The sequence below is a fragment of the Bradyrhizobium arachidis genome (assembly GCF_024758505.1).
Classification (GTDB): domain Bacteria; phylum Pseudomonadota; class Alphaproteobacteria; order Rhizobiales; family Xanthobacteraceae; genus Bradyrhizobium; species Bradyrhizobium manausense_C.
The window spans coordinates 5489890-5511455 of record NZ_CP077970.1 but is presented as its reverse complement, the minus strand read 5'-3'; the positions used below and the strand labels follow the sequence as shown (position 1 = coordinate 5511455).

Annotated in this window: 22 protein-coding genes and 1 tRNA gene; 15 read left to right on the top strand and 8 right to left on the bottom strand. The window is 62.4% G+C overall.

Going from position 1 to position 21566, the window contains the following annotated elements:
- Positions 1–58: 58 nt before the first annotated feature.
- The 7 genes from KUF59_RS25560 (at position 59) to KUF59_RS25530 (ending at position 4763) form a co-directional block, all read left to right on the top strand.
- Positions 59–610 carry a ubiquinol-cytochrome C chaperone family protein gene (locus tag KUF59_RS25560; protein ID WP_212460928.1) on the top strand — a complete coding sequence of 184 codons (552 nt, stop codon included), beginning with the start codon at positions 59–61 and terminating at the stop codon, positions 608–610.
- Entirely contained in the window at positions 607–1176 is a 570-nt protein-coding gene (locus KUF59_RS25555) for a YceD family protein (RefSeq protein ID WP_212460927.1), read from the top strand. The genes KUF59_RS25560 and KUF59_RS25555 overlap by 4 nt, the downstream gene beginning before the upstream one ends.
- A gap of 301 nt (positions 1177–1477) precedes the next feature.
- The gene (gene plsX / locus KUF59_RS25550) at positions 1478–2539 is read left to right on the top strand and encodes a phosphate acyltransferase PlsX (protein WP_212460926.1); all 1062 of its coding nucleotides are present in this window, start codon (positions 1478–1480) and stop codon (positions 2537–2539) included.
- Positions 2536–3516 carry a beta-ketoacyl-ACP synthase III gene (locus KUF59_RS25545; protein WP_212460925.1) on the top strand — a complete coding sequence of 327 codons (981 nt, stop codon included), beginning with the start codon at positions 2536–2538 and terminating at the stop codon, positions 3514–3516. Before plsX ends, KUF59_RS25545 begins: the two co-directional genes overlap by 4 nt.
- Before the next feature lie 132 nt (positions 3517–3648).
- Positions 3649–3987, top strand: a complete 339-nt coding sequence (locus KUF59_RS25540; protein ID WP_212405636.1) for an integration host factor subunit alpha — start codon at positions 3649–3651, stop codon at positions 3985–3987.
- A gap of 24 nt (positions 3988–4011) precedes the next feature.
- Complete coding sequence (locus KUF59_RS25535; RefSeq protein WP_212460924.1) at positions 4012–4590, top strand: MerR family transcriptional regulator; 579 nt, start codon at positions 4012–4014, stop codon at positions 4588–4590.
- Between the two features lie 95 nt (positions 4591–4685).
- A tRNA-Pro gene (locus KUF59_RS25530) sits at positions 4686–4763 on the top strand.
- A 505-nt stretch (positions 4764–5268) separates the two neighbouring features.
- Here KUF59_RS25530 and KUF59_RS25525 read toward each other — a convergent pair.
- Together KUF59_RS25525 and KUF59_RS25515 are read right to left on the bottom strand one after the other, a co-directional pair.
- Positions 5269–5679, bottom strand: coding sequence for a hypothetical protein (locus tag KUF59_RS25525; RefSeq protein ID WP_212460923.1), 411 nt, complete (start codon positions 5677–5679; stop codon positions 5269–5271).
- A 1888-nt stretch (positions 5680–7567) separates the two neighbouring features.
- Positions 7568–7732, bottom strand: a complete 165-nt coding sequence (locus KUF59_RS25515; RefSeq protein ID WP_212460922.1) for a hypothetical protein — start codon at positions 7730–7732, stop codon at positions 7568–7570.
- A gap of 176 nt (positions 7733–7908) precedes the next feature.
- Between KUF59_RS25515 and KUF59_RS25510 the strand changes: the two genes are divergently transcribed.
- Entirely contained in the window at positions 7909–8124 is a 216-nt protein-coding gene (locus KUF59_RS25510; protein ID WP_212460921.1) for a hypothetical protein, read from the top strand.
- A gap of 720 nt (positions 8125–8844) precedes the next feature.
- Here KUF59_RS25510 and KUF59_RS25505 read toward each other — a convergent pair.
- On the bottom strand, positions 8845–9468 hold the full coding sequence (locus KUF59_RS25505) for a TetR/AcrR family transcriptional regulator (protein WP_212460920.1): 624 nt from the start codon (positions 9466–9468) through the stop codon (positions 8845–8847).
- A gap of 123 nt (positions 9469–9591) precedes the next feature.
- Here KUF59_RS25505 and KUF59_RS25500 point away from each other — a divergent pair, with 123 nt between their 5' ends.
- Positions 9592–10566: an alpha/beta hydrolase fold domain-containing protein gene (locus KUF59_RS25500; RefSeq protein ID WP_212460919.1), complete on the top strand. Its 975-nt coding sequence runs from the start codon at positions 9592–9594 to the stop codon at positions 10564–10566.
- Positions 10567–10698: 132 nt separating this feature from the next.
- Here the strand turns inward: KUF59_RS25500 and KUF59_RS25495 are convergent, their stop codons facing one another.
- Complete coding sequence (locus KUF59_RS25495) at positions 10699–10938, bottom strand: hypothetical protein (RefSeq protein WP_212460918.1); 240 nt, start codon at positions 10936–10938, stop codon at positions 10699–10701.
- A 323-nt stretch (positions 10939–11261) separates the two neighbouring features.
- Between KUF59_RS25495 and KUF59_RS25490 the strand changes: the two genes are divergently transcribed.
- The 4 genes from KUF59_RS25490 to KUF59_RS25475 all read left to right on the top strand — a co-directional run bounded on the left by KUF59_RS25490 (position 11262) and on the right by KUF59_RS25475 (position 15561).
- Positions 11262–12170 (top strand): dihydrodipicolinate synthase family protein, encoded by a 909-nt coding sequence (locus tag KUF59_RS25490; protein WP_212460917.1) that lies wholly within the window; start codon positions 11262–11264, stop codon positions 12168–12170.
- A 142-nt stretch (positions 12171–12312) separates the two neighbouring features.
- Positions 12313–12867 carry a hypothetical protein gene (locus KUF59_RS25485; RefSeq protein ID WP_212460916.1) on the top strand — a complete coding sequence of 185 codons (555 nt, stop codon included), beginning with the start codon at positions 12313–12315 and terminating at the stop codon, positions 12865–12867.
- Between the two features lie 187 nt (positions 12868–13054).
- Positions 13055–14023, top strand: coding sequence for an SDR family NAD(P)-dependent oxidoreductase (locus KUF59_RS25480; protein WP_212460915.1), 969 nt, complete (start codon positions 13055–13057; stop codon positions 14021–14023).
- Between the two features lie 434 nt (positions 14024–14457).
- Positions 14458–15561 (top strand): alpha/beta hydrolase family protein, encoded by a 1104-nt coding sequence (locus tag KUF59_RS25475; protein WP_212461025.1) that lies wholly within the window; start codon positions 14458–14460, stop codon positions 15559–15561.
- A gap of 46 nt (positions 15562–15607) precedes the next feature.
- Here the strand turns inward: KUF59_RS25475 and KUF59_RS25470 are convergent, their stop codons facing one another.
- Entirely contained in the window at positions 15608–16135 is a 528-nt protein-coding gene (locus KUF59_RS25470; protein ID WP_212460914.1) for a MarR family winged helix-turn-helix transcriptional regulator, read from the bottom strand.
- 364 nt (positions 16136–16499) lie between these two features.
- Here KUF59_RS25470 and KUF59_RS25465 point away from each other — a divergent pair, with 364 nt between their 5' ends.
- Positions 16500–17987: a porin gene (locus tag KUF59_RS25465; protein ID WP_212460913.1), complete on the top strand. Its 1488-nt coding sequence runs from the start codon at positions 16500–16502 to the stop codon at positions 17985–17987.
- 662 nt (positions 17988–18649) lie between these two features.
- On the opposite strand, the gene KUF59_RS25460 is transcribed toward KUF59_RS25465, so the two are convergent.
- The 3 genes from KUF59_RS25460 to KUF59_RS25450 form a co-directional block, all read right to left on the bottom strand.
- Entirely contained in the window at positions 18650–19141 is a 492-nt protein-coding gene (locus KUF59_RS25460) for a GcrA family cell cycle regulator (protein ID WP_212403747.1), read from the bottom strand.
- A 70-nt stretch (positions 19142–19211) separates the two neighbouring features.
- Complete coding sequence (locus tag KUF59_RS25455) at positions 19212–19409, bottom strand: hypothetical protein (protein WP_007603456.1); 198 nt, start codon at positions 19407–19409, stop codon at positions 19212–19214.
- Between the two features lie 306 nt (positions 19410–19715).
- Positions 19716–20657 (bottom strand): acetamidase/formamidase family protein, encoded by a 942-nt coding sequence (locus tag KUF59_RS25450; protein ID WP_212460912.1) that lies wholly within the window; start codon positions 20655–20657, stop codon positions 19716–19718.
- 104 nt (positions 20658–20761) lie between these two features.
- Between KUF59_RS25450 and KUF59_RS25445 the strand changes: the two genes are divergently transcribed.
- Complete coding sequence (locus KUF59_RS25445; RefSeq protein ID WP_212461024.1) at positions 20762–21565, top strand: YdcF family protein; 804 nt, start codon at positions 20762–20764, stop codon at positions 21563–21565.
- Position 21566: the final 1 nt, after the last annotated feature.

Sequence of the window (21566 nt, the reverse complement as noted above, 5' to 3'; positions counted from 1 at the left end):
GAAGTACCGGGCACACGCGGCGAACGCAACACGCGCGCGCCCGCTTGCGGAACCCACAATGCTCTGGCCGTTCAGTCACTTCAGGAAACCCCGGCTAGCCCCGCGCGGCACCATTGAGGCCATCTATGGCATGATCGTGACGCAGGCGCGAGAACCCATATTTTACCGGGACTTGGCCGTGCCGGACACGGTTAACGGCCGATTCGACCTGCTTCTCCTGCATTTGTGGCTGTTGTTGCGCCGGCTGCGGACTGCGACGCGCGGTACCGAGCTGTCGCAGGCCCTGTTCGATCGGTTCTGCGAGGACATGGACGACAATCTGCGTGAAATGGGCATCGGGGACCAGGTCGTGCCCAAGCGGATGCGGGCGTTTGGCGAGGCCTTCTACGGCCGGACCAAGGCCTACGATCAGGCCTTCGAGGAGGGCGGGGAGGCGCTGGCGCTGGCGATCTGCAAGAATATTTTGAACGGAGCCCAAATTGCGCAGGCAAAGCGGCTTGCGGCCTACGCCGGGGACGTGGAGGCGACCCTGGGACGGGCCGACGAGACGGCGCTGCTCGACGCATCCTTCGTGTTTCCGTCCCCGATTCGGGAGGAGATGGCGCCATGACTCGGCCCAACGTTACCCCTGCCACTGACCCCTGGCGCGTCCCGGTGACGGTGGCCCAGATCCCCGACACCGGCCTGCATCGCGAGCTCGAGGCCTCGGCCCGCGATCGGGGGGCGATCGCAGAGGTCGCGGGCTTGCGCGAGGTCCTTTCGGCGCACGCCTCCTTCGACGTGACGCCCAGGAGCGGCGGCCGCGTCCAGGTCGCCGGCCGCGTCCAGGCGCGGGTCGGCCAGACCTGCGTGGTGACGCTCGATCCCATCGAGAACGACATCGACGAGGAGGTCGACCTGATGTTCGCCCCGGAGGAGGAGGCCCGGAAACTGGCCGACCTGATCGAGGAGGGGCAGGACAGCGAGGAGGCGCCCGACGTCCCCGAGCCGCCGGAGGCGATCGTGGGCGGCGTCATCGACCTCGGCCGCATCGCCACCGACGCGCTGTACCTCGCCATCGATCCCTATCCGCGCAAGCCAGGCGCCGTGTTCGAGCCGGAGGTCGCCGCGCCAGATCCCGAGGATCATCCGTTTGCCGCCCTGAAGGCGCTCCAGGAGAAGCCGAAAGGCAAGTAACGGCCGGGGCTTGCGCCGGGATGGCTGGCAATGTGCATCAGCCGGTTGCCGGGGCAGATCGAAAACCCGGTATATCTACTTGATTGGGCGCTATTTTTATTGCTGGTAAGAATTCGTGCAGGGGAACGCCGGGGATGCAAAAGGCTGGGATCAGGTGGTTGTGTCGGGACGGGGAGACGCTATTGTCGCGGCCCGGTCCGGGTGCAGCGTGGCGTCAGGCCGATCGCCGTTGAGCAAGGCGACTTCATTTTCGCGGTCCCGCTAGCTCCAGACCGCACGAGACCAGGTTTCCGGGACGTTTATGCCTCAGAAGGTAAGAATCGCGCTTGACGCCATGGGAGGCGATGTCGGCGCCCCCGTCGTCATTCCCGGCGCCGCCATCTCGCTTGCCCGGCATCGCGATACCGAATTTTTGCTGGTCGGGGACCGCGCCAAGATCGAGCCCGAGCTCGACAAGCATCCCAAGCTGAAGGCGGCCTCAAAAATCATCCATACCGACGTCGCCGTGAGCATGGAGGACAAACCGAGCCAGGCGCTCCGCCGCGGCCGCAAGACCTCGTCGATGTGGCTCGCGATCGACGCCGTCAAGAAGGGCGAGGCCGATGTCGCGGTCTCCGCCGGCAATACTGGCGCGCTGATGGCGATGTCGCGCTTCCACCTGCGCACGCTGAAGGGCATCGACCGTCCGGCGATTGCAGCGGTGTGGCCGACGACGCGTGGGGATTCCGTGGTGCTCGATCTCGGCGCCACCATCGGCGGCGATGCGCACCATCTGGTGTCCCTCGCAGTCATGGGCGCAGCAATGGCGAGCGTGCTGTTCAACAAGCCGCGCCCGACGGTCGGCCTGCTCAACATCGGGACCGAGGAGATCAAGGGGCACGAGGAGATCCGCGAGGCCGGTGAAAAGCTGCGCGCGATGAACCTGCCGCAGCTCGACTATGTCGGCTTCGTCGAGGGCGACGGCATCGGCAAGGGGCTGGCCGACGTGATCGTCACCGAGGGCTTTAGTGGCAATATCGCGCTGAAAGCCGCCGAAGGAACCGCCCGGCAGATGGCGGGGTTACTTCGCAACGAGATGCAGCGGAGCTGGCTGTCCAAGCTCGGCTACCTCTTCGCGCGCGGTGCTTTCCAGGCCCTGCGCGACAAGATGGACCCCAACAAGTCCAATGGCGGCGTGTTCCTTGGGTTGAACGGGGTCGTGGTCAAGAGCCATGGCGGTATCAGCGCCGAAGGCTTTGCCTATGCGATCGATGTTGGCTATGAGATGGTCCACTACGATCTCCTGAACAAGATCAATCAGATGCTCAACCGCGACGGGGGTGCGCTCAGTTCCGTGCCGACCGCGCAGGAGGCTGTTTCGTGACTCAAATTCGTTCGGTCGTGCTGGGCTGCGGCGCCTATCTGCCGGGGCAGGTCGTGACCAATGCGCAACTCGCGGAGCGCATCGACACCTCCGACGAGTGGATCGTGCAGCGCACCGGCATCCGCGAGCGGCATATCGCCGCTGAAGGCGAGTTCACCTCGCATCTCGCGATCAAGGCGGCGCAGGCAGCCCTCACTGACGCCGGCATCGACGCGCAGTCGATCGAGCTGATCGTGCTGGCGACCTCGACGCCGGACAACACTTTTCCGGCGACCGCAGTCGCCGTCCAGCACGGGCTCGGCATTACCCATGGCGCGGCCTTCGATCTCCAGGCGGTGTGCTCCGGCTTCGTGTTTGCGCTCGCGACCGCCGACAATTTCCTGCGCACCGGCGCCTACAAGCGCGCGCTGGTCATTGGCGCCGAGACCTTTTCGCGCATCCTCGACTGGAACGACCGCGGCACCTGCGTGCTGTTCGGCGACGGCGCCGGCGCTATCGTGCTGGAAGCCCAGGAGCAGCCGGGCAATGCCGCGAGCGATCGCGGCGTCCTGACCACGCATCTGCGCTCCGACGGCCGGCACAAGGCAAAACTGTTCGTCGATGGCGGACCCAGCTCGACGCAGACGGTCGGTCACCTGCGCATGGAAGGCCGCGAGGTCTTCAAGCACGCGGTCGGCATGATCACCGACGTCATCGTGGATGCCTTCAACGCCACCGGCCTCAATGCCGAAAGCATCGACTGGTTCGTACCGCACCAGGCCAACAAGCGAATCATCGACGCCTCAGCGCACAAGCTTCATATCGCACCGCAGAAGGTGGTGCTGACGGTGGACCGGCACGGCAACACTTCGGCGGCCTCGATTCCGCTGGCACTGTCGGTGGCGCGGAAGGACGGCCGCATCAAGCGCGGCGACCTCGTGCTGCTGGAAGCGATGGGCGGCGGCTTCACCTGGGGCTCCGCACTCGTGCGCTGGTAGAGCGTCCGCTAAACTTTTGCGTGCATTGCAAGTGATTTTCGATGCTCCTGCATCGATGAGCGCTGTTGACCATCGTCTCGTAACCTCATAATTTTAGACAACAATTGTTCGCCGTGAGTTTGGGGCAAGGCGATGACCGAGACTAGCAAGACCGTTACACGCGTGGATCTCTGCGAGGCCGTCTATCAAAAGGTCGGCCTGTCGCGGACCGAGTCGTCTGCGTTCGTGGAACTCGTGCTGAAGGAGATCACCGACTGCCTCGAGCGGGGCGAGACGGTGAAATTGTCGTCGTTCGGCTCCTTCATGGTTCGCAAGAAAGGCCAGCGTATCGGCCGTAATCCGAAGACCGGCACCGAGGTGCCGATCTCGCCGCGCCGTGTGATGGTGTTCAAGCCGTCGGCCATCCTCAAGCAGCGGATCAACGGCCAGCACAGGGCCAACGGCGACGGCAACGAGCAACCGGAGGCGTAATCGCCCTCCAGGAGGAGCCGGCTTTTGGACAAGTCGCCGGACGCATTCCGCACCATCAGCGAGGTCGCGCAGGACCTCGATATCCCGCAGCACGTGCTGCGCTTCTGGGAAACGCGGTTCTCCCAGATCAAGCCCATGAAACGCAGCGGTGGCCGCCGCTATTACCGCCCCGACGACGTCGACCTGTTGAAGGGCATCCGCCGGCTGCTTTACAGCGAGGGCTACACCATCCGCGGTGTGCAGCGGATCCTGAAGGAGCACGGCATCAAGTCCGTCCAGGGGCTGGCCGATTCGTCCGCCGCCGTCTCCTTCGGCGCGATCGAGGACGCGATCGGGCGCAGCCTGATGGAGGACGGTGAGGAGGCGGAAACTGCCCCCCGCGGCCTCGACAGCGACGACGACGATTTCCAGGGCGAGGAGGAGGAAGGCATCGACTTCCGCTTCGCCGAGATCGACGACGAGGAGGTGCTCACCACCTTCCGCAAGGGCCCGAGCGAGCGGGCCACCGGCCCGAGCCCTGCCGACCGGGAACGGCTGGAACGGGTGCTGGCCGATCTCGTGGCCTGCCGCCAGATGCTCGACCAGGCCCTGAAGGACGGCTGATCGCCCCCGGTAGCCGCATGGCGCCTGTTCCCGGTCCAAACGATCGGTGTGATCGCCTTGCGCAACGGCCTGATCGCGGCTAAGGGAACGTCATTCGGAGCGTGGCGCAGCCCGGTTAGCGCACTAGTCTGGGAGACTAGGGGTCGGAGGTTCAAATCCTCTCGCTCCGACCAAAATTCAAAGCAACATCAAAGTCGATTTCGGGCGGTCGGTTGCCGGCCGACCGCCTGTTGGCGGCCGGCTGACAAAAGCATCGAAACAACCCCATGCACAGTAGCCGGCGAGGGCGGCGCGACTCACTACGAATCTTCCGAAATTCTACCTGACGCGTCGGGCAAATCGGGGGGTAGTATGGAATCATCGCAGGTTGTGGTTTGAACTCTACAGGCGCTGGCGGCTGTCCTAAGCGGTTGAACGGTGACATCCTTTTTGGATCGCCTCGTATCGCCGGGGTCGTCGATGACATTCTCACCCGTTCTTATTTGATGACGCCGTCCGCTTCGAATGCGGCAATGCGGATCAGCGGTCTGGCGGGCGTCCTCTCGCGGATTTTGCGCGCTGGATATGTTTCCCCGGAAACGTCGACCGTCACTTCGGCGACTATCTGTCGATCGACGACAACGGGGTTCGGCGACCGTACGCCTTCGACTTCAGTCGCGCGGTCTTGGTCGGCAGAACCTAATTTTCGAGGTCGACATATTGCCGAAGCCTGAAGACGATGTCGGGCAAAGCCCGCCGCAGGCGTGTCGCGTCTTGGGAAGTGGTCGAGAATGGTGCGAACCTGATCATGGCGTTCCAAGGTCGACTTCCGTAAACGGTGATCGAGACTCCGGATTTCGGAAAGCCATCAACTTTGCGAAGCTCACCAAGGACGAGGTCGGCGATCGCCACAGCGGGCAGTCGCGCTCGTTTCCCATCGGGGCCGTCGGCGGACAAGGGAGCGACTGGCTTCGCAGGTGGCGCTGCCGCGGTCACGGGCTTCTCTTGGAGTGTTTGAGGCGTCTCCGGCGCCGGAGGCGTGGTGGCGGACGGAGCAAAAATGCTGCTGATCAGCGCCGCAAGGCCTGAATCTTTCGCGTCATCGCTCATCGCTCTCTCGCAGTTGGGCCTAGCCTAGCAGCTCCCGGAAAGGACGCCATCATGCCCTGGAGCAGGGCGGTTCCTGTGTTCGCGATCGAACATTCAGGCGTGCAAAGTTTCGCTACGCTCCTCCTCAGCGAGTTACGTGATTCACGAAGGGGCCTCGAAGGTGTTGGGCGGTCTGGTGATGCGCTGGCGTATGCGCAATTTTTTGTTGATTTGTCCATCTTGCAAGAATGCCGCTTCCGCGATCCGCGGGCGCTACATGCTCGGCCAGGAGCGATTGACGTGCGATCGCTGCGGAGCGACCGACTCTGTGACTTTCTGGCGTTTCGAAGGGATAGCTCACCGCGCGTGCGCGATGAGCAGTCGGAAGGACACTTGCGTTCAGGGCTAGTTAGAACAGCGCTTTCTTTTGGGGGGATTAGAGAATGACAAATTGTGTGATCGTTCGGGCCTATGGAAGGCAATTGGATCAGTTGCGCGGAGAGGCGTCCCGCATTTCGCGGGCAAACGAAGTCGACTGGTGGATCGAGCGCGGAGTCCAAGGCACACGATTTTGCTTTGAGGGCGCTGAGGCGAAGAGGGCGTTCGTCTCGATCTGCGAAAACGTCGGCGTTTCGCATATCGATGGCGCCTCGTCAGCGTGAACAGGCTGGGCCGCTCGGCGCCTGGCCTGTAGGCCACCCTGCAGCTCGCTCTCCATTGCTGGATGGCTGCGGTTCTTCACCTTGATCCAGTGCTTCTGTCGGCCACCGCGGTCAGGTCGATCGCGGTGCTTTGAGACCAGACCCCCGAGGCCCATGCGGCAAGCCGCGCGGAATAGGTCTGTCCCGATCTCGCCGCGCTCGAACGGCGCCAAGGTGATTCCGTCCGCGCGCGCACCGACTAGAAGGGCGCACTTTACGAATCGGGAACAACGTCGTTAGAGCAACAAAATAAATCTGCTGAATAAATATAATTTAAATCAAAATTAAATGGTGCAAATCGTTTATTCTTTGCTAGTCTGGAACGGCCTGGCGACCGACCCACGCTTGGCCTCGAAATCGGCTCCGGCGTCTTTTTCCAGCCCCAAGCCCCAGAGATGCCGGGCCGTTTCTTGTTTATTTTTGGGGAACACCGACTTCTGTCAGGATTATTGACGCGTTGCATCAGGTCGCCTGACCTGCAATCGTCTGAGTTGCGCTATTTGGGTTTTCGCGTATCGCGCCATTTTTGACCTAGGTATTTTAGTAGAGGCGTACCATGAGTAATTTGGATCGCGCCGGTATTTTGCGCCGGCACCTCGATGCGCTCGCTTCTGAGCTTTCCGAACTGGAAAATCTTCGAGACCGCGTGCTCAAGGCGGAGCAAAGAAGGCTTGGCAGGGCGCGCCAAAGGGCACTTGGTAAAACACGAGGAGATCGCGGACGGGTGAGCCGCGCATGTCGCCGAAGTTGATCTTGACCGGCCGCATGGCGCATCAAAGCGGTGCTCGCGGCAGTCTGCAAATTATCGAAGGACGGCCCTGAGCTACTGCCGGTCGTGGGTGTGAGCAAATCGATATTCGGTATCGCGAAAGGCGGCGCCGGTGCGGAAGTCTTCCAGGACGAGGTAAAAGTCCTTGTCTAGCCGGTCGTTCGGGGATGATCGAGGGCGAGGCCATACGCACAACTCCAACTGACCCGCGTTCAAAGCTATGTCGGCACCGACCCGAATGCGGGTCGAGCAAAAGGGCCGCTGCCTGGAGTATCAGCGGCCCTTTCCGGGGTTTCGAAGCTTTCGAACAAGGAGGCACTCCCCGGACTGTCGAGTTTCCCCGGCGACGAGCGTTCCGGCTACAACATTTGTGAATCCGCGAGTGGGAAGTCTAGGATTCTTCCGAGGCTTCCCCGATACGGCCGCTCGACCGAGCGCGTTACGACTGGCGCCGCCGCAATTGCTCCAGGCGCTCTTCGAGCATGCTCTTTCGCTTGAGGATGATCGTGGCCAGCTTCGAGTCGACGTCTTCCCGCAAGGACCACAGCTCATCTGCGGACAAGAGCTGCAATCGCTCTTTTTGCTCCATGATCGTCTCCATCACTGGAGGTCTCCCGCTGAGGGCTACTAACGTACAATTTAGATTAGTTCCGTCAGGTGTCCCAGCATACGAAGGTTTAGCGGGGCCAAACAAAACGAAGCAACTTCCAACGGCCCTGGCATTTATGGTTGTGCCGGAGCCGTTTCCTGCTGCCGTTGTGCAGGATGAAGGTGCCGGTCATGTTTGACGATGCTCTCTATGATGAATTGAGGAAGCTGGAGCTCGATGTCGTTGAAGCTGAGCGGAGGCTGGCGCAGCAGGAGGCGCTGATCCTTGACTTGAAGCGGCAACGCCAGGATGCCAGCAGCGCCGAGGCTGAACTCGAAACAATGCGCGAGAACCAGCGGCAGCGTCAGCAAGACCGGCATCGGCTCTTGTCGCTGCGGCAACGCTAAAAGGTTTCGCGGAAAGTGGCGGCCGACTGAGGCTTGCTATCTGGATGGCTGTAGCTCGCTGTGAATGAGGTTCTGAATCTCCGGGCGTTCTATCGGGTCTTCTGCAGGAAATGGTTCCTGCGTCTTGCGCCCGAGGAATGTGTCGGGGACTGGAGCCCTAAGAATCTCCATCGCTTTTCTGATGACCGCGCGCATGAACGCGTTTTGCTCCGCGATTTCGGACGCATGACTATGGACGGAGTGAATATGGGGGTTGTCTGGCATCGGCAGCTCCCTTGCCCTTGCAGGCGGGAGCGCGCTTGGTCTCTCAGCCACCGACGCCTACGGACGAGCCTTGGCCGGTGATGTCAGGCAACGGGCGGCGGTTCGCATTGTTCCTCGGGGCATGGAACTAGCTCGCCGAAGCTGTGTTGGACCGCAATGCACGGTTCATCGCACGATCCCCTGTTTGCACGTGTCGATGCCGCTCTACGCGAGGCGGAGCGACTTCGGCTGGAACTCGTGCAGCAAGCGTCATTGGCGCAAGCCATTTGCAGGCACGCAAGACAATCCGAGGTGCTTCAGTCCGGTCTGTCCCCTGCGGTCGCAATCTCGCTGGCAGTGAGCGAACGCTACTCCGGCTCAATCCCGTGCTCGTGGGCTAGACCAAGGGCGGCTGATTGGCGACCTTTAGCCCGTGATGAACCGAAGGCATAGGCGTGCGGGGTAGCGGCGCCAGGCCTACCTCAAGTACCCCACCACCATCCGCGTCGCCTCGTCCACCAACGTCCTGACCATCTTGTCCGACAGCATCTCGGCCTGGTTCAGCACCGTGTTGTGGGCGATCGCCTCGATCGCGCTGACGCAGATGAAGGTTGCCAGCGCCGGATCGATCTTGCGCATCTCCCTGCGGCGGCTCTCGAGATAGGCGCGCACGAGCGTGTGGACCTCGCGATTGAAGGCTTCCACGTCGGCGAGCTGTCCGGTGCGCGGGATCTGCTCGGCGAGCACGCGGTGCAGCTTCGGGTCGATCCGATGGGCCTCGATCGCCACGGTGACGAGCCGGCGCACCGCTGTCTCGATCGGCATGTCGGCGACTTCAGTGAGCGCTGCGCGGACGAGGGCCATGATCTCCCGGTTGTGACGATCGATCACGGCGGCGACGAGCGCCTCCTTGCTCGGAAAATACTGGTAGAGCGAGCCGACGCTGACGCCGGCGACCTCGGCGATCCGGTTGGTGCCAGCTTTCTCAAAACCTTCCCGGACCAGAATGCGAGCGGTCGCCTCGACCAGGGCGTCGACCGTCGCGCGCGAGCGCGCCTGCGAGGCATTTTTCCGGGGTTTTGTCGGCGGCTTTCGGGCCATGTCCCAGCACTTTCGAATGCGAGTAGAAAAAGCGAGTGATCGCTCGCATTATATCGAACAGTCGCGGCGGGTCGGCAAGCCTCTTCGTCGCCGCGTCGATATCGAGCCAGGCGGGGACGCACCATGAGCGTTGCAAAGATCGTGTCGGCCTTGCAGTTTTGCCCCGGCGGTCGCGTGCTGGGGGCGCCGCCGCCGCGCGATCCGGCACCGAGCCTGCAGAGCCGCTGCTTCAACGCAGCTCTGCGGCTGCTGCCATTCAAGACACAGCTTGCCTCGGCCGAGGCCGTGCAAGCGCATGTGCGCAAGCTCGCATTGCAGCCGGCCTCGTGTGAGCCGAAGGGGCTCGGGCGCGGCGTCGAGGTGACCCTGACCAAGATGGGAGGGTGGCCGGTCTATTACACGGCGCCGTCTTCGGGCTACGAGGGCCGCAATTACGTCATGTTCCTGCATGGCGGCGGCTTCATCAACGAGATCGTGCCGGCGCATTGGCGCTTCGTCGGTCAGATGACGCGAGAGGCGCGCGTCGTTTGCGTCGTTCCGATCTATCCGCTTGCCCCCGGGGCGACGGCGAAAGACATCGTGCCGGCGACGGCCGAGCTGTTGCGAATGCTGCTGGAGGATGCCGGCTCCGCGGGGGTCACGGTGGTCGGCAACTCGGCCGGCGCCGGCCTTGCGCTGGCCGCCTGCCAATGGCTGCGCGATCGCGGGCATCGGCAACCGGACCGCATGGTGCTGATCTCGCCCGCGGCCGATGCATCGATCAGCCGTCCGGAGCAGGTGGCGATCGCGGTGCGAGACCCGATCCAGGACATCCCGGGGATGACAGAGGCCGGACGCCTCTATGCCGGCGAACTCGATGTCGGCCATCCCTTCGTCAGCCCCCTGAACGGCGCCTTCCGTTCGCTCGCGCCGATGCTGATCTTCGCCGGGACGCGCGATCTGCTCTACCCCGATAGCGTCGATCTGGCCGAGCGCGCGCGGGCGGTGGGCGTGCCGGTCGAGCTCCATCTGCGACGTGACCAGCCGCACAATTACGCGCTGATGCCGACGCCGGAAGGGCGCGAGGCGCGGAAGATCATTTTGCGTGCGGTTGCCTAAGGGAAAAGCGTGATCGTTGTCACACGGCGCGGCCTCGATGGGAACCGGCGCTGCAACCCGGGCGGAGGGAAGGGGGCGCCTCCGGGGCGTTTCCTCGATTAGCCTAGTCTTGTAGCTTGGTCTTGCGGGTGTTTAGGCGTGGCTTTTGACCTCGTAATGGCCCGGTACGCACTTGTAGCGCTCGATGCGCCAGTTGGTGCGATAGATCGGGTGTTCGCCCATCCATTTCGCCAGCGGCGCCTGAGCCCCGATCGCGCATTGCATCAGCGACATCTCGGGCGACAGGTTGCTGTCGGTCACGATCTCCTCGACGCAACTGCCGGTAGCAGCTCCGCTGAGTCGGCATAGTACGGCAACGACGGTCACAAACATTCTGTTCACCTCTTCGGCTGTTTCACACCACGAGGAGAATGCAAGCGGGATGCCACACCGTGGTCAGACGCCACGCGACCACTGCAGACTTGACCTGCTTCCCAGCTCCAATTGACGAATCTCATTGTAAAAAATTCCCGCCTCGCGGCAGAGCCGGACAACTACGGTCGTACTGTTACGGCCCTGCCATGCCGCCCTCTCAGGGCAGCCACGCCAAGGCGCCGCCTTGATGCGAAGCGTGCAAGCGATAGGCTTCACATCCGCGGACACTCGCCGACAGAGCGAGGCCGAAGGGTTGGCATGAGGAAACGCGAGGGAAGAACATGACAGTGCGTCCGACCGGCGTGATTCCGCCGATGACGACGCCGTTCGCTAAGGACGGCGAGATCGATTACAGGCTCGTTGCTCCCCAGGTCGAGTGGATGATCAGCGCCGGCGCGCATGGCGTCGCGGCCGGCGGCTCGACGGGCGAGGGCCACACACTCGACCACGAAGAGTATCGCGACCTGATGGCGGCGACCGTCGACGCCGTGAAGGGCCGCATTCCCGTGATCGCCGGCATCATCGTGGACTCGACGCGCGATGCGATCCGTCGCGGCAAGCTGGTGCGCGACATGAACGTCGCCGCACTCCAGGTGACGCCGGTGCACTATCTGTTCAAGCCGGACGAGGAGGCGATGGTCGCGCACTTCCGCGCCATGGCCGATGAGACCGGCATGCCAATCATCATCTACAACGTCGTGCCGTGGTCGTATCTGTCGCCCGCGCTGCTCACGCGCATCATGACCGAGGTGCCGCTGGTGGTCGGCGTCAAGCAGAGCGCCGGTGATCTCAAACTGTTCGCCGACCTCATGATGATGGCGCCGGACAAGCTGATCTACAGCGCGGTCGATGCGCTGATGTATCCCTCCTACACGTTAGGGGCCCACGGCTCGATCGCGGCGATCCTCACGGCCGCGCCGCATGCGTCCGTCGCGCTGTGGGACGCGGTGAAGGCGGGCGATCATCCGCGCGCGCTCGACCTGCACAAGAAGCTGCTGACCTTGTGGAACGCCATCATCGCCGACAATCTGCCGGCCTGCACCCGCTATGCGCAGACGCTTCAGGGCATGCCGAAGACTTATCCGCGGGCGCCGATGCCGGAGGCCTCTAGCGCGCAGCAGGCCGCGATCCGCAAGGCGCTGGACGGGTTGGGCATCTCCGGCGCGAAGCATTTTCAGGCGGCGGAATAGGCCAGCCGCCGTCATCGTGGCGAGACCGGGACGGTTTTACGTCCCGGCGCCAGGCCCAAGTCGATAATCCGGCCGTCGACCGAACCGGTCTGCATGTTCGCGCCACTTATTCCCTGAGATGGCAAGTGGACGGCGGCGCCCGATGAACGACGAGCGGACAATATCCGGCCAGACGACGATGATTTGGCAAGATCAGGCACGAAGCGTGGTCCGGCCGATCGTCCGCGTCATGGTCATTTTCTCGGTGGGGATGAGCGCGGCGCTCTTTCTGGTTTGGGCGACGAGCTGCTCGGACGACGACTGGCTGTTGCTGCGCCGCGAGCCGCTCGCCGCGCTCGTGCTGGCGGCGTGCGATGCCTGGCCCTTCTTCGCGGGGAGCTTTGTCGTGGTGCTGGTGATGCTGGTCGGCTGGTACGCCCGGGGGTTCTCTCGCGTTCCCGAGGCTAACAGGCGCATCCATTACGAGGCGACCAAGCATGGCCTCACCACGCGAGATGCCGCCAATTTCGCGCTCACCGTGCCGTGGACCAGCGTGGTGCGCGTGTACAACAGCGACCATACGATGCAGATGGTGCTTGTCGCCGGAGCTTCGCGCCTCGTGTTCTGGCGCGCCTTCGCGACCGAGGACCGTGCGCAGGTCCTGAACTGGGCGAGGCAGGTGAAGGAGACGGAGCCCCAGCCGACGCGCGGGTCGTGACAGCCCGCCCGTCGCGCTCCCCGTTTGAGCATGATCTCCGCGCAAACGCGTTCCGCGTTTGTCGCGAGGGAAAACCGCTTCACACTTTTCCGGATCATGCTTTAGAGTTCGCGTGCGGCCCCGTGCATTGCCCGTGATGGCCAACAACGAACAACAGACCAACAACAAGGGGAGGGGCGAAAATCCCATGAAGGATTTTTCTGGAAAAACCGCGGTCATCACCGGTGGCGGCACGGGAATGGGGCGGGAGCTGGCGCGCCAGCTCGTCGCCGAGGGCTGCAACGTCGCGATGTGCGACGTCTCGGAAGCGGCGATGGCCGAGACGAAGCGGCTGTGCGAGGTCGAGAAGCCGCAGGGCCTGCGCGTCACGACGCATGTCGCCGACGTCGCGATCGAGGATCACCTCATGCGCTTCCGCGCCGAGCTCGCCGAGCAGCAGGCGACCGACAAGATCCATCTGTTGTTCAACAATGCCGGCATCGGCGGTGGCGGCAGCCTGTTCACCAACACGCGCGAGCAGTGGGAGCGCACCTTCAACATCTGCTGGGGCGGCGTCTATCTCGGCGTGCGCACCTTCCTGCCGATGCTCGTGAAGGCGGAGGAGGCCCACATCGTCAACACCGCCAGCGTCAACGGTTTCTGGGCCTCGATCGGCATGGGGCAGGCGCACACCGCCTACAGCTCGGCAAAATTCGCGGTGAAGGGATTTTCAGAGGCGCTGATCAACGATCTCCGCCTGCATGCGCCGCACGTCAAATGCTCGGTCGTGATGCCCGGCCATATCGGCACCTCGATCGTCTCCAACTCGCGCAAGGTACAATCCGGCGACGGCTCCGATAGTCTCAATGCCGACGAGATCGCGCTGACCCGCAAGCGCATGGTCGCAGCCGGCGTGCCCGATGCCGACAAGATGACCGACGACGACGTGCAGGCTGCCTTTGCCGAGCGCGCCCGCAGCTTCCTGGAGGACGCCCCGACCACGGCAGCACAGGCCGCAAAGATCATCCTCGACGGCGTGAAGGCCGAGCGCTGGCGCATCCTGGTCGGCGAGGACGCCAAACGGCTCGACGAGCGCGTGCGCCAAAAGCCCGAGCAGGCCTATGAGCGCGAGTTCTACGAGAGCTTTGCGCAGGAGGTCGGCTGGCGGCTCGGGTGAGGCGAGGCGTTCGCCTGCACATCCTCGTTGCCCGTCCTGGTGAACATCCAGGACACATAATCCCACGGCTTTGCCGTGATCCCGCGGCTTTGCCGTGTGCGTCTCCCGGCCTGGACTGGGACGACAAGGTTGTCTTCTGTAAAGCAGAATTATACAAACTGGAATATTTCTAGACAGAAACGCTTGCCGAATTCTTGGGCGAGCCGTGGTCCGTAGTCGTACGGGCTATCTATCATTCGTTTGGTGAAAGAGTTTGTGGACCCGCCGTCGGTGGTCGTGGACCGCCGGTTCGATCGTGGCCCATTCGGGAGATGTCCTGTCCCGATGGCACCGCGTGAGGTGAGTACTCCCGAATTGCTCGTCTCTAGAAGACCCAATAAGATGGGTTATTAAGTTATCTGACCAAGTAATGGAAATAGCAGTTGAACGCTCGCATGGATCCTCCTGGCACGCTGGAAGAGTGGATTTTGGGGCCAGATCGCGAAGAATGGTCCGCCGAGCTGATCAAGCTGCTTGCTGCGGCCCAGGAGGGCGGCTCAACCGTTGCGGAATGTCTGCTGGCTATCGGACGGATCAGAAAGGGCAATGACCTTTCCTGGTACACTGAATGGAAAAACCTGGCGGAAGCAAGCCGCGAACGGGGCGACGCGGCGCTCGCTGCTGGCCATGAAGTGACGGCGCGGCGCAACTGGCTTCGCGCCATCAATTACTACAACGCTGCCCTGCTTCCCATGGATTCCGCTGATGAGAGGCGATCGGCTTCGATCTTGGCAATGCAGAATTGCGCCCATCGCTTTCTTCAGTACAGCAGCCCCGCGGGCGAAGTCGTCGTGCTTCCCTGGGAGGGTGGCCATTCCCTACAGGGTTATTTTCTGCCCGCGCGGTCGTCGCACGAGAGGCTGCCGACCGTGATTAGCATCGGTGAACCCGGACATCGCAAAGAGGAGTTTCTTTTCAAGCTCGCTCCCCACGCTCGTGAGCGGGGATTGTCATTGCTGGCGGTGGATCTTCTGGGTGCCAATGGCGAAGATTTTCCGGACGATGCCGTCGGGCGCCCGAATCCCGAGACGTCGATCTCATGCGTCATGGACTACCTGGCCTTGCGCACCGATGTCGACTTTGACCGAGTGGCTATTCTCGCAGATGGATGGGGTTCGTCATTCGTGGCACGCGCAGTGGCCAACGAGCCGCGGCTGGCCGCTGCCGTTTGCGACGGCGGGCTATGGGACCTTCATGAACGGGCTTTCTTGAGTGAACGCGCGGTGTTGCGGCATGCGGATTTTATCCCAGCGATGGGAGCAAGCCGGATCGCGCGCAACATCGACTGTCCGGTGCTTGTCACCTTGGGTGCGGACGGCTGGCTCAAAGCGGATCGCGCGTCCGATATGATTCGCCAATTGAGGACCTGGCGAATGGATGTCACGCTGAAGGTGTTCACGGCGGAGGAAACGGCAGCGGCGCAGGGACACGCGGACAACCCGAGCCTTGCGAACGAATTTATCTTCGACTGGCTTGTTTCTCGTCTAGCACGTGACTGAATGGCTCCGACATAGTCAGAGGTCCGCGACGTCAGAGGTCCGCGACTCAAAAATCGACCGCGACCTTCAAGCGAGCCTTTTCGAGACGATTCTTCAGTGCAGCAAGCTTGTCGGTGAGTTCCACCAACTCGTGCTCGCCAAATTCCGCGAACACGAATTCGTCGATCGCCTCGTGTTGCGCGGCCAGGATGGCCAGATGTTTGTGTGTCTTGTCCGTCAGTGACAACCGAACCACGCGGGCATCTGTGGGCGAGGGCTTGCGGCGCAGAAAACCCTTCTTCTCCAGTAACTTCGATTGCGTCGTGACGAACGATGCGTCGACGTGGAGCATTTTTGAGACCGCGTTGACGGGGATGCCGTCGTCCTTGTCCAGATCTGAGATCGCCATCAGGATCATCCATTGCGGGCCGCTGATCCCGATCGCCTTGGCCCAGAACTGACGAAGCTCCTCAAGGTAGACGCTGATCGACGCGATCTCCCAAGTGAAACGCTTGATGAGGTCGTGATTCTTGTAGGTCCGGCCACGGGCCGAGCCGGCTTCGCTTCCCGATCTTATTCTTTTTGCGAGTGCCATGAGGACTATTCTCAACGTAACTCTAGGGCGATGCAAGCATAGAATGCACCTATCTATGTTATTGGTATAGCACACATTATCTGCTCAGCCATTCCGGTTGCCAACCGGACACGGGTGTTGCGTCGAGGACACAGGGCCTGCGCAATCAGATAGCTGAGTAGATAAACTATTTTGATTAAGAAAGTGGCGCATGCATATTGATCCCGACGGCGGGGGTTCCTCCATCGTCCCGTTGCAGGTGGTTCGCTTAAGTCCCTCGCGTTCATGCGGGTGTGTCCGAAGGCGCGAGGCAGCTGAGCGGTTTTGATGATGCGGGGGGTCTGGGGAAATAGCGATCCCCCCAAACGCAACTTGGAGGTTAAACATGAAGTTCAAGAGCCTTTTGCTCGGTTCAGCTGCGGTTCTGATCGCCGCTGGCGGAGCGCAAGCAGCCGATCTCCCCGTGAAGGCCAAGGCGGTCGAATACGTGAAGATCTGCTCCCTGTACGGTGCCGGATTCTACTACATGCCGGGCACTGACACTTGCATCAAGTTCGGCGGCTATCTGCGTGCCGATAACTGGTACCAGGGCGGCGACTACGGTTTCCGGCAGGGCGCGAACCAGGGTTCGAATAACCGTCTGACGAACTACTGGGGCACCCGCGCTCGTATGGACTTCACCGTCGATACGCGCACCGCGACCGAGTACGGTGTCGTTCGTACCTACGCGGACATGATCTTCACCTGGGATACGACCGCGGTCACCGGCAGCAACCCGTCGGCGTTCTCGACCGGTTCGGCCTCGCTCGGCCTCTACCATGCGTTCATCCAGTTCGCTGGCTTCACGTTCGGCCGCACGGTCTCGATCTTCGACGCCCCGTGGCAGAGCTATCCGGCTGGCGGTCCCGACACGCTTCCGGGCGGCTCCAACCACGTCACCGGCGTGAACCAGGTTACCTACACGGCTGACTTCGGTCAGGGCATCACCGCTTCGGTCTCGGCGCAAGATGAAACGACGGCGGCAAACGGCGAGTCGAACCTCTGGAACCTGTCGGGTGCGACTGCAGCCAACATGGTTCAGGGCATCTATGGCAACAACAATTGGGGTGGAACGCGTGCTCCCGACATCGTCGGCCAAGTCCGCGTCGACCAGGCCTGGGGTCTGGCCCAGTTGTCGGTTGTTGGGCACAATCTCCATCCCGCCTACTACGGTGCGACTGAGTTGACCGGTCACCCCGGCGACAAGTGGGGCTGGGCGATTCAGGGCGCCTTGTCGATCAAGAACATCCCGACTGGTGCGGGCGACTCGATCAACTTGCAGGCCGTCTACACGGATGGCGCGTCTCGCTACAACTTCCAGAGCCTGTTCCCGCAGTCCTTCTTTATGTACAGCGGTAGCGGCGCTGGCGCCTACCAGAGCCTCGGGATCGCCGGCATTGCTGATGGTGTCTTCACCGGCACTTCGGCTGCTAACGGCAGCTCGATCGAGACCGTCAAGACTTGGGGCTTCCGTGGTGGCTACACCCACAACTGGAACCCGAACTGGGCGAGCGCCATCTACGGTGGCTACGGCGCTGTGCAGTACGGCTCCGGTGGCAAGGCCGCGATCTGCGCCAACATGGTTGGGCTCCTCGGCTTGACCGGCAACTGCAACCCGGACTTCAACTTCGGGGTGATCGGCGTCAACACCGTGTGGACTCCGGTCAAGGGCCTGGCTTTCACGGCGGACCTCAGCTACTCCCGTCTGGACCAGAAGTACTCGGGCACCATCGCGAGCCCTGGAGTTGCTGCCGCTGCCAAGCCGGCTGCTGTGTATGAGATGAAGGACCAGGACTCGCTCGCCCTGCTCCTCCGCGCTCAGCGCAACTTCTAAGATCGATCTCACGACCGATCAGAGAACTCCGGCGGGAAACCGCCGGGGTTTTTCTTTGTGGGCGTCGCTGCGTCCATCGCCGCGAAAGAGCAGGTGGCGCTCGCGCTTCCGCAGCCGGAGATCCTGCGACCGGCCGATGAGCGAATTCGCGCGTGCCTGGAGGCACTGATCCGGACCCGAAGGGCCGCGCTAGCGCAAAGTGCAAAGCGGTCTTCTCTCGCGACGAACGCGGAACGCGTTTGCGCGGAGATCATGCTCAAACGATAATCTGTCGTCCGTGAAGAAGCGGGACTTCAGCTCGGGACGGGGTGAAGTCGGAGGATGAGCCGAATTAGGATTTGGCAAGAGGTCCAGCCAACGGGCGCGGCGCCGGAAGTCGTAGCCGGTCGCGAGGACGGCATTGGTGGCGTCGCCTCGGCGGTGCCGGAGATATGCCACAGATGAACGCTTGGATGCGTTGGCGGCAAAAACTATATTTACTTACATGAGTTACTCATGTAATTTACAAAGCAGCCTGCCAAACGTATTGGCGGCGCCTGGTCTCTAAAGGAGACGATCTACAACTTTATGAACTAACCTCCGAAACCTCCGGCAATGCCCTGCCGGAGGTTTTTGATTCGTAGGGATCTTTCCTGCCGGTGATCCCGCAAGCACATTCCTCCTCAGCGAATCAGGCGCGCCCGGGAGTTCGGCCGGTAGGCGAGGCGCGCGTGGCCCGTGCAATAGGACTGGCCGTCGGGCGAGGCGTTGCCGCAGAAGCAGAAGTCATCCGCGCCCGGTGTCGAGATCGGCCAGCGGCAGCGGTTCTCTGACAATTCGAGCAGCGAGCAGCGGTTGGTCTCGTCGATCGGCGCGTGCGCGAGCGGCGTTTCGGCCTCGTCATAGATCGCGCCTAGCATTTCACATTGCAGCCTGCGAAGGGTCCTCAGGGCCCGCGCAGTGCTCTTCTCCACGCTCCGCTCTTCCCGCTTCGGGCCGCGGGTCAGATTGAGGCGGCTGAGCTTGCCGATGACGGCGTTGCGGCTGACGCCGATATCGGCGGCGATCTCGCGGCAGGACAGGCCGGCGTGAAAATGGTTTTTCAGAAGTTCGATGCGCTCGTCGGTCCAGGTCGCAACGGAAGTCGGTGGCGAAGTCGGTGAAGCAGCGGGCATTTTGTGACGGTCCCAGGTTCTAAAATCGACCACGCCGTCCGAAACCGTCCGCTTTGCGCGTCCTTGAGCCTCACGTCCTGCCGTTGTCGCGAATGGACAGCAGGCCATCCTTGATCGCGAGGCGGATGCCTTCCTCGATCAAGGTTCGTGCAACGCCTGGGACGCTGGTGCCGTGGGTGCCCTGTCTCACCAGTTTTTCGAGATAGGTGATGGTCGAGAGCGCCAAGGTTACGGGAATGCGGTCAGTCTCGGCTTTTTCGGTGGCCATGACCCAAACGCTAGCCTCATACTCGGGTACATAAAAGTAACGATTAAGACTCTATTTAGGTTTAGGGCTGAAAGTCAAATCGGTCGCGAAAGAGTTCGAGAAATCATTGGAATCGCTTGGAAAAATGCGCACGACCGGCCGCGCGGCGGCGAAGCCGGCGCGGGCGTTGTGAAGAACCGAGGCTGAGTAGGGGCCGTTACGGGCCTAGAGCCTTTTCCGTTCCGATGAAATCGGAACGGGGCTCTGGAGTCTTGTTTTGACGCGTTTTCTGGGCGCGAACCGGTGCCCACTTCGCTCGAAAACGCTTTAACCGTGCACGACCGATTTTGCGATCATGCAGTGGATGCCCTTGGAGCCGTTGACGGTCTGCGTGACCCTCAAATCGGCGGCGAGACTACAGAGCGTGTAGGCATCCTCGCGCGACAAATTTCGCTTCTCGCCCAACAGCACGATCATGTCGCGCAGCGCGCGGACCACGCATTGGTCGAGATCCGGATCCATCGCCATGGTCATGTAATGCGTCGGCGTTTCCGCACGGGGATAGGTGAGGCGGAGATCCTTGCGCAGTGTGAAACGGAAGCGGCCCTGCAGCGCGGTCTCGATCGCGGTGACGCAGACCTCGCCGTCGCCTTGCACGCCGTGGCCGTCGCCGCAGGAGAACAGCGCACCCGCCACGAACACCGGCAGATAGAGCGTTGCGCCGGCACCAAGCTCCTTGTTGTCGAGATTGCCGCCCATCGCGCGCGGGATCAGCGAGGTGATGCGGCCCCAGGCCGGCGGCGGTGCCGTGCCCATCACGCCGAAGAACGGTTTCAAGGGCAGATCAAGCCCCCAGGGCAGGCGGCCGACCATGCGCTTTTGATCGAGCGGAATGTTGAGGATGCGCAGCTCGTGAAAATCGTCGGGCAGGGTGCCGGACAGCGGCTTGATCAGATTGTAGCCCCAGTCCTGCCGCAGCGTGACGTCGAGGATGTTGACCTCGAGCACGTCGCCGGGCTCCGCGCCCTTGATCGCGATCGGGCCGGTGAGGATGTGGCCGGGCAGCATCCGTTCGTTCTGCGCGTGCACCTCCAACAATTCGGGCGGAACGTGAAACTGCTTGCGATCGGGCACCACGTCCGGCCCGCCGCTGATCGTGTCGATCGTGACCTCGTCGCCGCTGTCGATTGCGAGCACCGGCGCAAGTTTGGCTTCGAAAAAGCCCCAGTGGCAGGTCTTCGGGCTGGATTGCAGGTGATGATGGGCCATTTCGACGACCTCGGAATGCGCTCTTGAATGGGGTTTGTGAATGCCCTTGGGCTCGCGGCGGAGACAGCGTATGAGGCTGTAGCAAATATCCCAAGAGGCTTCCCCTGTTTTTCGTGCTCTCCAAAACCCTCGGCATGGTCTTCATGCCGATCAATCTCCTGATCGAGCTCGGCGTCGTCGGGATCCTGCTGCTCGCGACGCGCTTTGCTTCGCTCGGCCGCAAATTGCTCGTCGTGACAATGGCGCTGCTCGCGTTGTGCGGATTTGCGCCGCTCGGCAGCATCCTGATCTATCCGCTGGAGCAGCGCTTTCCGGCATGGGACGCCGCGCGCGGCGCGCCCGACGGCATCATTGTGCTGGGCGGACCGATCGATGCCGATCTCTCGGAGGCCCGCAACACGCCCGTGGTGCGCAACGCGGCCGATCGCCTCTTTGCCACTGCTGCACTCGCGCGGCGCTATCCCAACGCGCGCGTCGTCTTCACCGGTGGCAGCGCCAATCTGATCGCGGTCGACGCCAAGGAAGGCGACTATGCCGCGACCATCCTGGAAGGACTTGGCATCGCGAAGGAGCGGATGATCATCGAGCGGCAGTCGCGCAACACCCAGGAGAATGCGCAGTTCACGAAGGCGATAGTCGACCCGAAACCCGGCGAGCGCTGGCTATTGGTGACGTCGGCCTATCACATGCCGCGCTCCATGGGCCTGTTTCGCAAGGCGGGATTTCCGGTCGAGGCCTATCCGGTGGATTGGCGCGTCGGCGGCCGCGCCGATCTGCTCTCGTTCAACAAACTGTCGACTGACGGCCTTGCACGCACCGAAACCGCCGCGCGCGAATGGCTCGGCCTGGTGGCCTACCGCCTGACCGGCAGGATCGACGAGTTGCTTCCGGGCCCGGGCAAGGACTAGA

Coding starts and splice junctions, on each gene's coding strand:
- KUF59_RS25560 (WP_212460928.1), top strand. CDS start 59: ATGCTCTGGCCGTTCAGTCACTTCAGGAAACCCCGGCTAGCCCCGCGC.
- KUF59_RS25555 (WP_212460927.1), top strand. CDS start 607: ATGACTCGGCCCAACGTTACCCCTGCCACTGACCCCTGGCGCGTCCCG.
- plsX (WP_212460926.1), top strand. CDS start 1,478: ATGCCTCAGAAGGTAAGAATCGCGCTTGACGCCATGGGAGGCGATGTC.
- KUF59_RS25540 (WP_212405636.1), top strand. CDS start 3,649: ATGACCGAGACTAGCAAGACCGTTACACGCGTGGATCTCTGCGAGGCC.
- KUF59_RS25525 (WP_212460923.1), bottom strand. CDS start 5,679: ATGAGCGATGACGCGAAAGATTCAGGCCTTGCGGCGCTGATCAGCAGC.
- KUF59_RS25510 (WP_212460921.1), top strand. CDS start 7,909: ATGTTTGACGATGCTCTCTATGATGAATTGAGGAAGCTGGAGCTCGAT.
- KUF59_RS25505 (WP_212460920.1), bottom strand. CDS start 9,468: ATGGCCCGAAAGCCGCCGACAAAACCCCGGAAAAATGCCTCGCAGGCG.
- KUF59_RS25500 (WP_212460919.1), top strand. CDS start 9,592: ATGAGCGTTGCAAAGATCGTGTCGGCCTTGCAGTTTTGCCCCGGCGGT.
- KUF59_RS25495 (WP_212460918.1), bottom strand. CDS start 10,938: ATGTTTGTGACCGTCGTTGCCGTACTATGCCGACTCAGCGGAGCTGCT.
- KUF59_RS25490 (WP_212460917.1), top strand. CDS start 11,262: ATGACAGTGCGTCCGACCGGCGTGATTCCGCCGATGACGACGCCGTTC.
- KUF59_RS25485 (WP_212460916.1), top strand. CDS start 12,313: ATGAACGACGAGCGGACAATATCCGGCCAGACGACGATGATTTGGCAA.
- KUF59_RS25480 (WP_212460915.1), top strand. CDS start 13,055: ATGAAGGATTTTTCTGGAAAAACCGCGGTCATCACCGGTGGCGGCACG.
- KUF59_RS25475 (WP_212461025.1), top strand. CDS start 14,458: ATGGATCCTCCTGGCACGCTGGAAGAGTGGATTTTGGGGCCAGATCGC.
- KUF59_RS25470 (WP_212460914.1), bottom strand. CDS start 16,135: ATGGCACTCGCAAAAAGAATAAGATCGGGAAGCGAAGCCGGCTCGGCC.
- KUF59_RS25465 (WP_212460913.1), top strand. CDS start 16,500: ATGAAGTTCAAGAGCCTTTTGCTCGGTTCAGCTGCGGTTCTGATCGCC.
- KUF59_RS25460 (WP_212403747.1), bottom strand. CDS start 19,141: ATGCCCGCTGCTTCACCGACTTCGCCACCGACTTCCGTTGCGACCTGG.
- KUF59_RS25455 (WP_007603456.1), bottom strand. CDS start 19,409: ATGGCCACCGAAAAAGCCGAGACTGACCGCATTCCCGTAACCTTGGCG.
- KUF59_RS25450 (WP_212460912.1), bottom strand. CDS start 20,657: ATGGCCCATCATCACCTGCAATCCAGCCCGAAGACCTGCCACTGGGGC.